We start from the raw sequence: 15,997 nt of genomic DNA, 5'->3' as shown, positions 1-15,997 counted from the left end.
GCGCTGATGGTAGTGTGGGGTTACCCATGTGAGAGTAAGTCATCGCCAGCTCATTATTCTAAACACCCCCATTCTAATGAATGGGGGTGTTTTTTATTGCGATAAAAAATTTGTGCGGAGAATAAATATAAAAATACTAAGGAAGAGTTGTGCTATAAATAATAAGAAAATTAATCTTTTAAGTATGCATAATAAGGGAAGAGCATCTATGATAATTTATGGTGATGTCGGTTCGGGTAACTGCTATAAGATAAAACTATTACTTTCCTTATTAAATATTAATCATAGATGGATCCACGTTGATATTTTAAACAAAGAAACTCAATCAGCTGATTTTTTGTCCTTAAATCCTAATGGAAAAATACCTGTATTAGTCCTAGAAGATGGTCGTGTTTTGAGTGAGTCGAATGCTATCTTAGGTTACTTGGCTGAAGGAACAAAATTTATTCCTACAGATCCTTTTATTAAAGCAAAAATGTACCAATGGATGTTCTTTGAGCAGTATAGTCATGAACCATTTATTGCAGTTGCTCGTTTTATTAATAAATATTTAGGGTTACCACCAGAAAGAATAGAGGAATACCATAATTTACAGCCAAAAGGCCATAAAGCACTATCTATTATGGATAAAGCTTTAGTAGATCACGACTATCTTGTTGGAGATCAATTAACTATTGCTGACATTGCCTTGTATGCATACACGCATGTCGCCGAGGAAGGTGGTTTTGATTTGGAGCTATATCCAAATATTCAAGCGTGGTGCCAAAGGATTCGAGAATATTTAGGTTATGTAGATATGATTTAAATAAAAAAGAACTCATATAGAGTTCTTTTTTATTTCTGAAATTCTGATTTAGAAATGTGCTTCTAGACCTACATATGGGCCTTTAAATTCAAATTTAAGGTCATTGTTATCGTAGTCATCTAAGTCGATATTAAGTACGCGATAGCCTGCTGTTAGACCCAGATCAATGAGTAGGTTATCTGCAAATTTATATTTTACTTCTGCCAGTGCATCTGTAATTCGTGCATCATCAAAGTTTGTATAAGTTGCTTCACCTTTAGCACTTAAGCCTGTAAATGGAAGTTTTACTTCACCTGACAAATAAGCAATAGGATATGTTTTATCAATATCCACGCGCTTACCTGTATACGCAGTAATATCACCATTTAATACAGTGGCACCAAGACCAGCATCTACACTTACGATATTATCTAGTAACTCGTAGTAGAGGATAAAATCGCTATGATCTAAATCAACTTTATAGTTGGCTTGACCTAAAGTTTCTGATTTAGTTTCGGTATCTAAATTTACATAACGAATTTTTGCATTTGGAATAAATGGAATTGGGTGTTCTACTGCTAATGAGATTTGAGCACTACCTTTTTGATCTAAATCTTGATCTTCAGGTGATTGAGAAGACATCTTAGCTTTACCGTCATAAAACCAGTAGCCCACGTCGCCTTTTACTCCTACGAAGTCTGCTTGAGCAAAGCCACTTAAGCCCATCCCGAGCGTTAATAAAGATATTTTTAATATTTTCATTTTTACATCCACATAAAAGAAATCTTTGAGCGCATGATATAGAGATCTTGCTACAGATGCATTGATAAAAAATAAGGATCTGAGGTGTGTGATATGAGTAAATTTTTAAACCTTAAAAAAGTTTATTTAATTCAAATAATTAATATTTTCTTCCTCATTTAAATGAATTTAATCTTTTAGAAAATTTAGTATAAATTTTGTCAATCGTATCGGACTTATTAAATTTTAATTGATAACTAGGGAGTTAAAAATAAATTAGTGGATAAGTTGAGTAATTAAATAAATATTTTCAGAGATGGCAATAAAATTACATTTAATAATAATTTTGATCTACAAGTAGTAGAACGTAAATATTAGCTGAAAAATAACCAATTGTGAAAAAAACTCAGAAAATTCGTAAAATTTCTGACGGAAATTACAGTAAAAAGAAATAAAAACAGGTATTGTTCAGCTATATAGGGGCAAAAAATGGACAAAAATCTTTAAGGAAGAATTTTCTATTTTTGCTTGTTTGTTAAGGGAATAAAAATACTCAAAAGGTGCATTTTATTTTCTACAAACACAAAAGTATTTTTTGGTTCTTTTTTTGCATGCGGAATAACAATCAACAATAGCAGTAAAAATAAGTAATCTTTTAACATTAGGTGTTCTATGACAGATTCTCGTGAAAACTGGACGTCACGATCTGGTTTTATTATTGCAGCCGTTGGTTCGGCTGTAGGCTTAGGTAATATCTGGCGCTTTCCATACGTTGCTTATGAAAATGGTGGTGGTGCGTTTCTTATTCCCTATCTATTGGCACTCATTACTGCTGGTTTACCGTTACTATTTTTAGATTATGCGGTAGGACATCGTAGTACTGGTTCACCTCCTAAAGCGTATCGTGCCCTATTTAAAGGCGGGGAAACATTAGGTTGGTGGCAAGTTTGTGTCTGTATCATCATTGGTTTGTACTATGCAAGTGTACTCACTTGGGCGGGTAGTTATGTTTACTTCTCTATTGGCCAAATGTGGGGAAGTGATCCGGAAGGTTTCTTCTTTAATACCTATTTACAGACCACAAAAGCAACCGGTTTTGATTTACAGTTTGTAGGTCATTTATTCTGGCCGATTGTTGGGATTTGGGCACTTACTCTAATCATTCTTTATGGTGGTGTGAAAAAAGGTGTGGAATTATCAAACAAGATTTTCATGCCTTTATTATTCATTCTTTTCACTATTTTAGTGATTCAATCATTACGTTTACCAGGCGCGGTTCAAGGCTTAAATGCTTTCTTTACGCCGAACTGGTCAGCAATGATGGATTATAAAGTTTGGTTAGCGGCTTATGGCCATACTTTCTTCTCCCTCTCTGTCGGTTTCGGGATCATGGTGACTTATGCATCTTATTTGAAACCAAAAACGAATTTAACAGGTTCTGGTTTAATCGTTGGTTTTGCAAATGCATCAACAGAGATTCTGGCTGGTATTGGTATCTTCGCAGCGCTTGGTTTTATGGCTCATGCGGCAGGTACTGAAGTTAAAGATGTTGTGAGTGGCGGGATTGGGTTAGCATTTATTGCATTCCCTAAAATTATCTCAAGTTTAGGTACTGGTGCCGATTTATTTGGTTTCTTATTCTTTTCTTCACTTTTCGTCGCAGGTATTTCTTCGATGGTGAGTATTTTGGAAGTACCTATTGCAGCAATGCAAGATAAATTGAAATGGGGCCGTAAAAAAGCTGTAACCATTATTGGTGGTGGTAGTGCACTTGTATCAATTATTTTATTCTCAAGTGTAAACGCAATTAAGCTGGTTGATATTGTTGACCACTTTATCAATAACATCGGTATTATTGGCGGTGCTTTACTTTCTATTATTACCGTGGCTTGGTTTAAGCGTTCTGCTTTAATGGAACTTCGTGATCACGTGAATCGCATCTCAACTATTCAATTAGGTAAGGGGTGGGATTTCACTTTAACAGTCATTACATCGTTAATCTTGTTAACTACACTCAGTATGACTGTATTTAATTTGATCAAAAATGGCTATGATACTTATAGTATGAGCTTACAAGGTGTATTCGGCTGGGGCAGTGTGATTTTCTGTGCAGTTGTTGCAATTGTTTTAAGCAAAATGAAAGATCGCTAGGAGGATAGAATAATGAATACTTCAGCAATCGTAATGATGGTAATTTCGATGGTGTTTTTATGGGGTGGCTTGGTTTTATCCATTATCCATTTATCGAAGCATCCTGAAGAGTTAGATGACGTTTTAGAAGAAGTAAAAGATCAGCACACACTTTGATACTGATCGAGAAAAAAAAGCAGGCTTTAAGCCTGCTTTTTTTTATGCAATTTTTTGGATTTTACAATAATAAAATCCATCACCAGACTGTGCTTGTGGCAGTAATTGGCGACCATGAGTTTGCTCGATTCCCCAATCAGCATCAATCTTGATCTCTTTTGCATTTGGATTTTCAGCAAAAAAAGTCATCATTTGCTGTTCATTTTCAGCTTTTAAAATTGAACAGGTGATGTAAAGCAATGTGCCGCCAACTTTAAGCTGTTGCCACATGTGGTCCAAGATCTGCTTTTGTAGTTCAATGGTTTGAGCTATATCGGTAGATTGGCGCAATAGGCGTATGTCAGGATGACGACGAATAACCCCTGTAGCAGAGCAAGGTGCATCGAGCACAATACAATCTACTGGCTGTGCAGGTACCCATTGAGTTGCATCCGCTGCCAAAATCTCTGTATGACTTTGATCAAGTGCTAAGCGATTTAAGTTCTCAGTTACACGCACTAAACGGCTTGGGTCCTGATCAATCGCAATGAGCTGAGCAGGTTTAAACTTTTCAAGTAAATGAGCAGTTTTGCCCCCTGGGGCAGCACACGCATCAACTACTATTTTATCGTTCAAATCTGGCAATAATGTTGCGCAAAGCTGAGCGTGTTCATCTTGTACAGAAAACCAACCTTGTTCAAAACCAGGTAGCTGGGTAATTTGTACAGACTGTTCAAGAACAATACCTGCCTCAGACAAAGTACAAGCACGTGCCTGAATTTCTAGACTTTGTAGTTTTGCTAAATAAGCATCGCGGCCAATATGACGCTGGTTCACCCTTAAGGTTAAAGGCGCGACTTGCTTCAAAGATTGGCAGAGAGATTCAGTTTGTTCGCTCCAATCCTTTTTTAAGCGTTTGAAAAGCCAGCTTGGTAAGCCATGCGCCTGCTGTAAGCCTTGCTGAAAGTCATCAGTTTCACGAGTAGCTCGGCGTAAAATTGCATTCACAATACCGCTGAGTGCAGGGAATCCAAGTTGTTTGGTTGCATCTACTGTTTCTGAAATAGCGGCATGCGCTGCAATACGCGTGCATAAAACTTGATAAAGACCAACATAAAGACAGGTTTCTACTGTCTCATTATTTAAAGGCTTGCTGAGTAGAGGTAGGCTAATTGATTTAAGCGCAAACCATTGGCGCAATGTACCTAAAACCAACTCGTGAAACAAAGCACGATCGCGCTCTGCTACCTGATTGAGCTGTGTATTTAAAATACTAGCGAGTGATTGGCCTTGCTGAACTTTTAATAATGTCTGGACGACTTGAGCACGCAGGTTAAAACGTGAGGAATTTGAGGTAACCTGACTCATGGCAAAATTTGTCCTACGTGAAGTTTCTGAGTTTGTGCAATTTGTTGGGCATTCAATGCTTTACCACCTGGCCACTGCACGCTAGTCAGACAAATAAATGTATTTTCCCCGCAAGCAACATGTACGCCTTGTTTATCGATTGCAATAATTTCACCAGCTTGAGCATTCGCTTTGCTTTGGCTAGAAACTAGAGAGTTCCAGACACGCAGAGCATTATTTTCATCAAGTTGAATAAAAGCGACTGGCCAAGGGTTAAAAGCACGGATATTACGGTCAACTTGAATAGCATCAATTGCCCAATCAATACGAGCTTCTGACTTTACGAGTTTATGAGCATAGACTGTTAAGCTTTCGTCTTGAACTTCGCGTTCTGCCAAATATTTTTGTAGTGTTGCTTCTGACTCGAGTACCGCACAAATTGCTGTTGCACCTTGAGCTGCGAGTTTGTCATGTAATGTCGCTGAGGTATCTTCGGCAGTAATTGGGCAGTATGTTTTATACATCATATCGCCTGTATCTAAACCGGCAGCCATCTGCATGATTGTGATTCCGGTTTCTTCATCACCTGTTGCAATCGCACGCTGAATTGGTGCTGCACCGCGCCAGCGTGGTAATAGTGAGCCGTGAATATTTAAACAACCATATTTCGGTGTATCGAGCACAGCTTGTGGAAGGATCAAACCATAGGCTGCAACCACCATCACATCAGCACCTAAAGCTGCCAGTTCTTGTTGAGCTGCTAAACCTTCTTCCGTTGAAGCTTTGAGGTGAAGGGGTTGATAAACAGGAATATTATGCTCAAGTGCAAGTTGTTTTACGGGAGATGGCGTTAGTTTTTGTCCACGACCCGATTTACGATCTGGCTGAGTATAAACCGCGATAATTTCATGGGAAGTTTTTAATAAAGCCGCCAATGCTGTTGCAGCAAATTCGGGGGTGCCAGCAAAAATAATTTTCACAAATGCAATCCAAAAAGAGTTTAGGCGTAGTATACGTGAAAAACGATTGAAGCCCTAAAATCATGGCGATTGAGCATTTTAGTTTTTAAATAGTGAACAAAAAATTATTGAAAAACTTTTATTGATAAAAAAAGGTTATGAAAAAATAAAAAATTATTCATGTAAGTTTTGCTAAATATTGACTGTCTATTACTGTTCTTGGCTTTCCGAATATTATTTGCTTCTATAGAATGGAGAATGATCAAATTATGATGATGAGTCAATATTCCGACTGATCTAACGCTATATCAGTATCATTCGCCAGAGCGGGAAAAATTCCGCTCAAGCACAACTTGTTGGAAACACTAATGCCTGACTATCGTTCAAAAACATCGACACACGGAAGAAATATGGCTGGCGCACGTGGCTTATGGCGTGCAACAGGAATGAAAGATGAGGATTTCGGCAAACCGATTATTGCGGTGGTCAACTCATTTACTCAATTTGTGCCGGGCCATGTACATCTTAAAGATCTAGGGCAGCTTGTCGCAGCAGAAATTCACGCAGCAGGTGGTGTTGCTAAAGAGTTCAATACGATTGCAGTTGATGACGGGATCGCAATGGGGCATGACGGCATGCTTTATTCTTTACCATCACGTGATTTGATTGCTGACTCAGTTGAATATATGGTGAATGCACACTGTGCAGATGCCATGGTGTGTATTTCAAACTGTGACAAGATTACTCCGGGAATGCTCATGGCTGCGATGCGTCTGAATATTCCTGTTGTTTTCGTTTCTGGCGGACCAATGGAAGCTGGTAAGGTTAAGTTCCGCGGTAATGAAAAAGCGATTGACCTTGTTGATGCAATGGTTGTTGCGGCTGATGAAAGTTATACAGACGAAGAAGTTGAAGAATTTGAACGTTCGGCATGTCCAACCTGTGGTTCATGTTCAGGTATGTTCACTGCAAACTCAATGAACTGTTTAACAGAAGCTTTAGGTTTATCTTTACCTGGGAATGGTTCGATTGTTGCGACGCATGCAAACCGTAAAAAATTATTCTTAAAAGCAGGCCAGCTTATTGTTGAATTGGCTAAGCGCTATTATGAACAAGAAGATGCAAGCATTTTACCTCGTTCAATTGCAACCAAGGCTGCATTTAAAAATGCGATGACCCTTGATATTGCAATGGGTGGTTCAACTAATACGGTTCTGCATTTATTGGCTGCGGCAAGTGAAGCAGAAGTTGATTTTACAATGGACGATATTGACGAATTATCACGTCGAGTTCCTGTATTGTCTAAAGTAGCGCCTGCAAAACAAGACGTTCATATGGAAGATGTACATCGCGCTGGCGGTATTATGGCCATCTTGGGTGAGCTTGATCGTGCGAAGTTGCTTGATGTATCTGTACCGACTGTACACGAGAAAACTTTAAAAGATGCGTTGGATAAGTGGGATATTATCCGTACTGAAGATGCAGACGTTTATGAGTTTTATCGTTCATCTCCAGGTGGTGTTCCAACTCAAGTTGCCTTCTCGCAAAATCGCTATTATTCAACATTAGATGGCGACCGTGAAAAAGGCGTTATCCGTAATGCAGAAAATGCTTTCTCTAAAGATGGCGGTTTAGCAGTTCTATACGGCAACATCGCGCTTGATGGTTGTATCGTGAAAACTGCAGGTGTTGATGAATCAATCTTGAAATTTACGGGCACAGCGCGTGTATTTGAGAGCCAAGATGCAGCTGTAGATGCAATTTTAGGTCATGACATTAAAGCTGGCGATGTGGTTGTGATTCGTTACGAAGGCCCACGTGGTGGTCCGGGTATGCAAGAAATGCTTTACCCAACTAGCTACCTTAAATCGAAAGGTTTAGGAAAAGACTGTGCATTGGTAACAGATGGTCGTTTCTCTGGTGGTTCATCAGGTCTTTCAATTGGTCACGTTTCACCAGAAGCGGCTGAAGGCGGTGCGATTGGTTTGGTTGAAGATGGTGATACCATTGAAATCGATATTCCAAACCGTACGATTCACTTAAACGTTGATGATGCGACTATGGCACATCGTCGTACAGTACAGGAAGCGAAAGGCTGGCATCCGAAAGAAGAACGTAAACGTAAAGTATCAAAAGCGTTAAAAGTTTATGCAATGCATACAACAAGTGCAGCGAAAGGAGCTGTACGCGTTCTATAAAATATTCAATTTTAATAATTGATTAGGAATCATGCACCCTTTAACACGATGAATTGCTATCATGTTAAGGGTGCATTTTTCATGTCTGGTAAAAAAAAATCAGCTTGTAGAAAAAGGTGTTTTTAGATCATTCTATGGGTTTGCCATAAAATGGTGATAAAATCTTCACCTACGTAGAAACTTGCTAAAAACATGACTTATTTTCTGCGTAAACTAAGGTAGTTATATTTCAATCTCGACTACTGTTTTACCTTGCACTATGATCAAAACAATCTTTGATCTCGCTTAGGATTTATTTTTTAGAGGCACAACTCATGTCACTGCTACGCCGTTGGTTTGACCCTATTCGATCGAGCTGGTTTTACCAAAAGCCTTCTCGTCAAGCGGTGTTACCCACGGAAAATGGTTTAAGTATTTATTTACGACTTGATGATGTGTATAGCTATTTGGCTGTTCAGCAATTGTCTCAGCTAGATGAAATTTTAAGTGATGAACTTAAGCCTTTAAAAATTATTATTTCGCATACGGCTTCTGAACCCCCAAACAGTATGTCGCATGAAGAGTGGCAAAATTATTGTTTAAATGATGCCAAGATATTAGCCAAACAACATCGTTTCGGTTTCGATGAATTTCCAGAAATCCCAAGCCCAGAATCTTTAAAACAAGCGGCAGTCATATTAAAAAGAACCCCATTACAAGGTCAGAATTTCTTCCATTTATTAGAAGATATTTTTCACATGCTTTGGCAACAACAATATGGAAAGTTGCGTACTTTACATGCCATGGCAGTTAAACATCAGCTTCCTCAACATTTTTCAGAACGTATTTTTACGGATGAGCCTGTACCTGCAGCTTACTTTGAATTTGGTGGACGTAAATATCACGCAGTAGATGATTTATTACGTTTGACTCGTCGTTTGAAGCAGCAAAAGCTACTGACTGGTAATCCGATTTTTTTAATTAATCATATCGAATGGCGTGAACATTTGATTAACGATGCTGAAGCGCTTACCGAGATTCAAACACTTCATCCTGAGCTTGATGTCTATATTGCTTTAGAAGACCCAATGAGTTGGTTGTTACTTGCCTATATCAAGGAAGAGCTGGCTGATTATTATGATATTCAACTAAAAGTTTACCCTTTAAGTTATCAAGGTCGAGACTGGTTTGACTGGAGTTTGGCGACACGTGTTTCTAAACGAACAGGTGTGGCCTTTACGCCATTTTGTCGTCCTACCGAGGAAAGTACACTGGAAATGGCAAAGCTTTTCTATAGTGTGCAAGAAAATCAGCAAATCGATACGATTTTTACGATATTGCAGGCAGTTTGGACGAAAGGAAAAGATTTATCTTTCTTAAAACATTTCCAACAGTTACAGCAGCAACTTGGGATTGAGCAGCTAACCGACCAAGATGTGCAATCTGTTTTGGCGCAAAATGATGCACTTTGCAAAGACAAGCATCAGCCTGATTTACCAGTTTTAGAGCTGCGTATTGATGGTCAGACCTACGTATTTAATAGCTTGTATCGTGTGTGGATGATCGAAAGTATTTTTAGCAATGTATTAGAAGAAAAATATAAAACAGCCTCAACTTTTAATTGAGGCCTACTCCTAAAAACAAGAATAGGGCAGTACCTGTTTTTTCCGTAGCATATCCTTTAAGGAATCGGAGATAAACAGTGACTTTTTTAGCAATTATTATAGTGGTCTTTGCCTTCGCTGGCATGATTAAAGGCATGATCGGTTTAGGATTGCCCGCGGTATCGATGGGCTTGCTCACCATCGCAATGAGCCCTTTCCAGGCAGCCTCTCTGCTCATTGTCCCTTCAATGGTCACCAATGTCTGGCAACTTTTTGCTGAAGGACATGTATGGGCTTTTATTCGTCGTTTCTGGACTTTGCTTGTGGGCATTGTTGTGGGCTCAATATGGAGCTTTTTACCTACTTTAAGTCAAAGTCATGGGCATAGTAGTGAAATTTTATTAGGCTGTATGTTGGCCTTATATGGACTCTATGGTCTGTGCGTGAAGAAACTTCCACACTTAGGGAAGTATGAACGTTGGCTATCACCGATTATTGGATATATCGGCGGGGCAGTGACTGTAGCAACTGGTGTCATTATTATTCCAATCGTTCCTTATTTGCAGTCTTTACATTTAAAGCGTGATGAGTTGGTTCAGGCTTTAGGACTAACGTTTACTGTTTCTACCATTTGTCTTGCAGTCTTTTTACACCACAACCCTATGTCGGGAATGATATTAGATTATCGTTTATCTTTCGCTGCATTGTTGGCGGCGCTCGTTGGAATGTGGTTAGGTAAAAAAATCCGTTATCGGTTAAATGAGCAGTTATTTCGCCGTATCTTTTTTATAGGCTTGATGTCATTAGGTCTTTATATGATTTTGCATTAAGCTAATTTTTAAGGGCGATGTTGCAATAAAAAATCTGAAAATTGTTTATAACTGTTAGGCAGTTGATTGAAATTTTGTGTGGCCAAAAGCAGTTTACGATTTGCCCACGCGCCTAGCAGTTGAATGGAATGAAAGTCATAGTCCGATTGCAAACGCTGGGCAGCACGAGCCGGCATAATCGCAATTCCGACACCTTTGGTGACTACCTCAGCAATCGCACCAAAATTAGGTAAGCGCAAACGGTACTGTATGTTAAAGCCCAATAGCTTAGCTTGAGTTTCGATGGACTGTTGCAACGAATGGTGGGGCTTAAGACCAATAAAACCATAACTTAAAGCCTCTACCAAATTTAGCTGTTGGTGTTGAGCTAAATTGTGAGTAGGAGGACAAATCAGAACTAATGGATCACTAGCAAATTCCTTAGTTTGCAAATGGCGGGTATCAAAAAAACTTGAGACCAGCCCAAGATTTGCAACTCCTTGCGTTAATGCCTCTACAATTTCTGAACTTTCTGCCTCGTGTAAATCAATGTTCATTTCGGGATGAAGCACCAAATATTGCGGTAATAACGGAGGCAAATATTCGCTTTGAGCAGAAGAGTTACACCAAAGCGTTAATGACTCTGTTGTAGGCGGCCTAAAACGCTGCATTTCTTGTTCAAGCTGCTCTTTTTGTGTCATAAGCTGACGAGCATGCTCTACAAAAGCGTGTCCTGCTGTGGTGAGCTCCACTCCCGTCGTGTGGCGAATAAATAAGGGCGTTTCAAAATGTTGTTCGAGTTTTTTTATACGTTCGCTGGCAGCTTGAAGTGAAATTGCAGAGCGGTCTGCACCTTTGGTTAGGCTACCCGTAGAGACAATATGAAGAACTAGCTGTAAATCAAAAAAATCAAAACGCATGACAGGGAACGTATTGAAGGCTAAAAAGTCATCATACTAAATCGTAATAAAAAAAGGCAGCTTGCGCTGCCTTTTTGAATTTAGGTTTTATCTTTTAAACTAAACAGCCAATTTAAAATAATGGCTGCAAAAGTTGCGGTACCAATACCACCTAAATTGAAGTTACCGAACAATAATTCAAAGTTACCGGCACCTAAAATAATCGTGACTGAAGCAACAATTAGATTTTTATTGTTAGAAAAATCAACTTTGTTTTCGATCCAGATTTTGGCCCCAGCAATGGTAATTAAACCAAACACAACAATAGACGCGCCTGTTAAAACAGCACTTGGAATAGTACTAATTACCGCACCAAATTTTGGAGATAAACCTAAGAAAATTGCGAAGATACCCGCAATTACAAAAACAATGGTTGAGTACACACGAGTGACTGCCATCACACCAATGTTTTCACCGTAAGTGGTCATCCCTGGAGCGCCGACACTACCAGATAATGTTGTCGCCAAACCATCTGCAACAAATGCTTTACCTAATTGTGGAGTCAGGTTTTCACCAGTCATCGCGCCAACAGCTTTAATATGTCCTAGATTTTCTGCTACTAAGATAAGCGCAACTGGCGCAATAATTAGCATAGCATTCGTGTCAAAAGTAGGATGCGAAAAGCTTGGAATCCCAAACCATGCGGCTTGTGAGATCTGGCTAAAATCGATTGGTTTACCTAAACCTAGCCCATTGGTGGTGATGGCATAAATCACATAAGCCAAGATCAAACCAATCAACAGAAGCAAGCGTTGCAACAGGCCACGAGTAAAGACTGCAATACTACCCATACAAAGTACGGTAATTAAGGCCATCCACATTTCAAATGGTTGGCCTGCAACACCTTTAATCGTAACAGGTGCAAGGTTCAGACCAATAATCATCACAATGGCACCAGTCACCACAGGCGGCATGAGTTTTTCAATCCAGCGTGTACCAGTAAGCATCACGATAAAACCGATGATGGCATAAAAAACACCACATGCTACGATTCCACCTAAAGCCATAGATAGATTTGGATTGGCACCTGAACCTGTAATATGCCCAGTTGCAGCTGCAACCACCCCAATAAAGGCAAAACTTGATCCTAAGTAACTTGGAACACGACCACCTGTAATTAAGAAAAACAGAATGGTACAGATTCCAGACATTAAAATAGCAAGGTTAGGATTAAAACCCATGAGTAAGGGTGCTAAAACAGTCGCTCCAAACATAGCAAATGCATGTTGAATACCCAAAACAGCACTTTGAACGGGTGGGAGATATTCATTGGTAGAGACTGGCCGATGGTCAATATCACCTTGGTAAGGCTGCCATTTTGGAAACCAATTGGACATAAAATAAGCTCATTATTCTTTAATTGCTGCCATGATACTCTTTCTTGAGAGTGCATTTAATCTATACAGAGAAGTATGTGAGTGAAAAGTAATTATTTTTTAACGATTGGTATAATTTTAAAAAAACTAAATGTGCGTATTTAGTTGTTTTTTTCTCATAAAAATTAATTTTATGATTTTTAAAAAATATTCAAAAAAATAGAAAATCGGAGAAAATTTAAGAAAAATAGAGAATTTTGCAAGTAAAAAGCAGCACATCGAGATGCACTGCTTTATAAAACAATTGGTAAAATCAGATTAACCTGTATTACGTAAACCAGCAGCGATACCTGCAATACTCACCATAAGTGCATGGTCAACAGGGGTGTGTTCTGCCTGACGCTCAGCAAGATAATCACGACGACGCTTCATGAGTTCAGCCTGTAAAAGATGCAAAGGAAGTAAGTATGGTTTACGAACCTGCATAGATTGATCAAGAACCTCGTTGTTACTCAGAAGCTTTGATTCATCTTTCAATTTAAGTAGCGTTTCAACAGCATCTTTTAGTCGTTGACGTAATTGATTACCGAGCACTTTTAAATCTTCATCTTCAGTCAAATGAGACTCGTAATAGAGTGCAATGTTGGCATCGGATTTAGATAATACCATTTCCAGCATATCAATCAGCGTCTGGAAATAAGGCCATTGCTGGAGCATTTCATCAAGCGTTGCTTTTTGTTGATCGGCAATCACTTCATTAATGGCAGCACCTGTACCTAGCCATGCAGGCAACATCAAACGAATTTGTGTCCAAGCAAATACCCATGGAATCGCACGTAAAGACTCGATGCCGCCACTAACTTTACGTTTTGCAGGACGCGAGCCTAATGGCAACATTTGTAATTCAAGTTCAGGAGTGACGGTACGTAAATATTTCACAAAGTGAGGGTTTTCACGAACAGTTTGACGGTAAACCTTAACAGAATGGTCAGTCATACGGTTCATAATTTCACGCCACTCAGCCTTAGGCTCTGGTGGTGGTAATAATGTCGCTTCAAGCGTTGCTGCGGTATAGATTTCAAGGTTTTGCATGGCAATACCTTCTAAACCGAATTTGAAACGGATCATTTCACCTTGTTCTGTGACACGAATTGCACCAGAGATCGAACCCGGCGGCTGTGAGAATAGAGCTTGTTGGGTTGGTGCGCCACCACGGCTAATTGATCCGCCGCGACCGTGGAATAGGGTCAACTGTACGCCGTGTGTTTGAGCAATTGCAGTCAGCTCTTCTTGAGCACGATATTGCGCCCAGTTGGCAGACATGAAACCCGCATCTTTTGCTGAGTCGGAGTAACCGATCATGACTTCGTGTTTACCCTGAATGTGCTGTTTATACCAATGCATATTGAACAGCGTATTCATGGTAGTTGCAGCGCCATCTAAGTCTTTTAAAGTCTCAAATAGAGGAACTACACGTAAAGGATGCTGAATACCTGCTTCTTTTTGCAATAACAACACAGCTAAAACATCACTTGGATATTCAGCCATCGAAATAATATATGCCCCTAAAGACTCAGGTGGTTGGTCTGCCAAAGTACGCATGGTTGCAAATACTTCTTGAACATCTGGATGACCAATCAAACTGCCTTCAGGTTCATTAATATATTTCGGTAAAAGCGGGCGTTTACTTTGTAATTCTTGAATGAGGAAGTTTTGGCGCGCTTGTTCAGTCCACGATTCAAAATTACCTAAACCTAAATATTCGGTAATTGCTGAAATCGCTTGGCGATGACGACCTGATTCTTGGCGAATGTCGAGTTTAAGTAATTCAATACCAAAACAGTTCACACGGTAGATAAAGTCGAGCAGTTGACCATTCGCAATTTCAGGTAGGTTACTGTCGATTAAAGAGCGATAGCACAGCAATAAAGGCTGTAAGAGTTCGTCTTTACTTTTAATGACATTGCTGTCGTCTGCTTCTAAGCCTTGTAAACGCTGAGCTAACCAGTGGCGAGTTGCTTTTAAACGCTCTCGTGTAGCACGTAAATATTCACGATAAGGTTCTGCATGTTGGCTGCCAATTGCTTGAATCATTTCTTCAGAACACGTCTGGATTGAAAGTTCCCAACGTAAGTTTTCGATATCTCTTAAATAGAGATCGGCAGCTTGCCAGCGTGATAACCACAGCACTTCTTGGGTAATTTGATGGGTAACATTTGGGTTGCCATCACGGTCTCCGCCCATCCAAGATGCGAAACGTACTGGTGCAATATTAAGTGGTAAATTGAGTTGGCAGTTTTCTTGAACTAATTCATTTAACTCGCGAATGAATTTAGGTACAGCATTCCAAAGTGTTTGCTCAATTGTGGCAAATCCCCATTTTGCTTCATCGACTGGAGTTGGGCGATGCTGTCTGATTTCATCTGTTTGCCAAGCCGAACTAATTTGTTGCTTTAAATTCGCAAGTGCATTTTGGCGTTCGCGTGGGGTAAGTTTTTGCTGATCAAGCTGCGAGAGACATGCGTTAATATCATCATATTTCTGAATCAGGGTACGACGACTCACTTCAGTTGGGTGCGCCGTAAGTACTAACTCAATTTTAAGATCGCAAATTTGCTGGAATAGTTTTTCTGTTGAAATACTTTTATCTTTAAATTTTTGAAATAAGTGAACCAGCGGATTCGGAGAGTTTGCATCCGAATCAAACTCTGCCTGTCTGCGGCTACGGACCACATGATATTGCTCGGCAATATTCGCAAAATTGAGGAAGTGAGAAAAAGCGCGGGTGAGAGGAAGTAACTCTTCATCGGGCAGTTCTAAAAATAATTGTTCTAGTTGCTTTTCGGCTTCAGCTTGACCATCACGTGCACCTTTGGCAAGAGCACGGATTTGCTCGATCTGATTAAACAGTTCTTGTCCTGCATGTTGTTTTAGGGTTTCACCTAACAAATTACCAAGTAAGCGGACATCCTCACGCAGTGGCGCATCGATTTGCTGAACCATGCTATTTTCTCC

General features: G+C 39.6%; 12 protein-coding genes. 6 read left to right on the top strand and 6 right to left on the bottom strand.

From position 1 onward, the window contains the following. Positions 1-208 precede the first annotated feature (208 nt). Positions 209-805 carry a glutathione S-transferase family protein gene (locus RMB06_RS07120; RefSeq protein ID WP_032012858.1) on the top strand — a complete coding sequence of 199 codons (597 nt, stop codon included), beginning with the start codon at positions 209-211 and terminating at the stop codon, positions 803-805. Positions 806-853: 48 nt separating this feature from the next. On the opposite strand, the gene RMB06_RS07115 is transcribed toward RMB06_RS07120, so the two are convergent. Beyond that, complete coding sequence (locus RMB06_RS07115) at positions 854-1,558, bottom strand: TIGR04219 family outer membrane beta-barrel protein (protein WP_311078938.1); 705 nt, start codon at positions 1,556-1,558, stop codon at positions 854-856. A gap of 639 nt (positions 1,559-2,197) precedes the next feature. Here RMB06_RS07115 and RMB06_RS07110 point away from each other — a divergent pair. Both RMB06_RS07110 and RMB06_RS07105 read left to right on the top strand, forming a co-directional pair. Beyond that, positions 2,198-3,676 (top strand): sodium-dependent transporter, encoded by a 1,479-nt coding sequence (locus RMB06_RS07110; RefSeq protein WP_017481897.1) that lies wholly within the window; start codon positions 2,198-2,200, stop codon positions 3,674-3,676. A gap of 12 nt (positions 3,677-3,688) precedes the next feature. Then, positions 3,689-3,832: a methionine/alanine import family NSS transporter small subunit gene (locus tag RMB06_RS07105; protein ID WP_016142648.1), complete on the top strand. Its 144-nt coding sequence runs from the start codon at positions 3,689-3,691 to the stop codon at positions 3,830-3,832. Between the two features lie 42 nt (positions 3,833-3,874). Here the strand turns inward: RMB06_RS07105 and rsmB are convergent, their stop codons facing one another. Both rsmB and fmt read right to left on the bottom strand, forming a co-directional pair. Continuing rightward, on the bottom strand, positions 3,875-5,179 hold the full coding sequence (rsmB, locus tag RMB06_RS07100) for a 16S rRNA (cytosine(967)-C(5))-methyltransferase RsmB (protein WP_311078936.1): 1,305 nt from the start codon (positions 5,177-5,179) through the stop codon (positions 3,875-3,877). Beyond that, the gene (gene fmt, locus RMB06_RS07095) at positions 5,176-6,138 is read right to left on the bottom strand and encodes a methionyl-tRNA formyltransferase (protein ID WP_311078934.1); all 963 of its coding nucleotides are present in this window, start codon (positions 6,136-6,138) and stop codon (positions 5,176-5,178) included. The genes rsmB and fmt overlap by 4 nt, the downstream gene beginning before the upstream one ends. A 347-nt stretch (positions 6,139-6,485) precedes the next feature. Here fmt and ilvD point away from each other — a divergent pair, with 347 nt between their 5' ends. The 3 genes from ilvD (at position 6,486) to RMB06_RS07080 (ending at position 10,728) form a co-directional block, all read left to right on the top strand. Then, on the top strand, positions 6,486-8,315 hold the full coding sequence (gene ilvD, locus RMB06_RS07090; protein WP_311078933.1) for a dihydroxy-acid dehydratase: 1,830 nt from the start codon (positions 6,486-6,488) through the stop codon (positions 8,313-8,315). Between the two features lie 314 nt (positions 8,316-8,629). Beyond that, positions 8,630-9,919, top strand: a complete 1,290-nt coding sequence (locus RMB06_RS07085; protein ID WP_005066551.1) for a hypothetical protein — start codon at positions 8,630-8,632, stop codon at positions 9,917-9,919. 77 nt (positions 9,920-9,996) lie between these two features. Next, complete coding sequence (locus RMB06_RS07080) at positions 9,997-10,728, top strand: sulfite exporter TauE/SafE family protein (RefSeq protein ID WP_311078930.1); 732 nt, start codon at positions 9,997-9,999, stop codon at positions 10,726-10,728. A gap of 8 nt (positions 10,729-10,736) precedes the next feature. Here RMB06_RS07080 and RMB06_RS07075 read toward each other — a convergent pair whose 3' ends face one another. The 3 genes from RMB06_RS07075 to ppc form a co-directional block, all read right to left on the bottom strand. After that, a complete protein-coding gene (locus RMB06_RS07075; RefSeq protein WP_311078928.1) occupies positions 10,737-11,627 on the bottom strand; it encodes a LysR family transcriptional regulator in 891 nt (296 codons plus the stop codon). A gap of 80 nt (positions 11,628-11,707) precedes the next feature. Further along, positions 11,708-13,003, bottom strand: a complete 1,296-nt coding sequence (locus RMB06_RS07070; protein ID WP_068613252.1) for a solute carrier family 23 protein — start codon at positions 13,001-13,003, stop codon at positions 11,708-11,710. Positions 13,004-13,300: 297 nt separating this feature from the next. Continuing rightward, positions 13,301-15,985: a phosphoenolpyruvate carboxylase gene (gene ppc, locus RMB06_RS07065; protein WP_311078926.1), complete on the bottom strand. Its 2,685-nt coding sequence runs from the start codon at positions 15,983-15,985 to the stop codon at positions 13,301-13,303. Between the last annotated feature and the right edge of the window lie 12 nt (positions 15,986-15,997).

Origin of the sequence: Acinetobacter sp. V104_13 (assembly GCF_031798995.1) — a bacterium.
GTDB classification, from domain to species: domain Bacteria; phylum Pseudomonadota; class Gammaproteobacteria; order Pseudomonadales; family Moraxellaceae; genus Acinetobacter; species Acinetobacter pittii.
The sequence above is the reverse complement of the archived record's forward strand: the minus strand, read 5'-3'. Positions and strand labels throughout refer to the sequence as shown.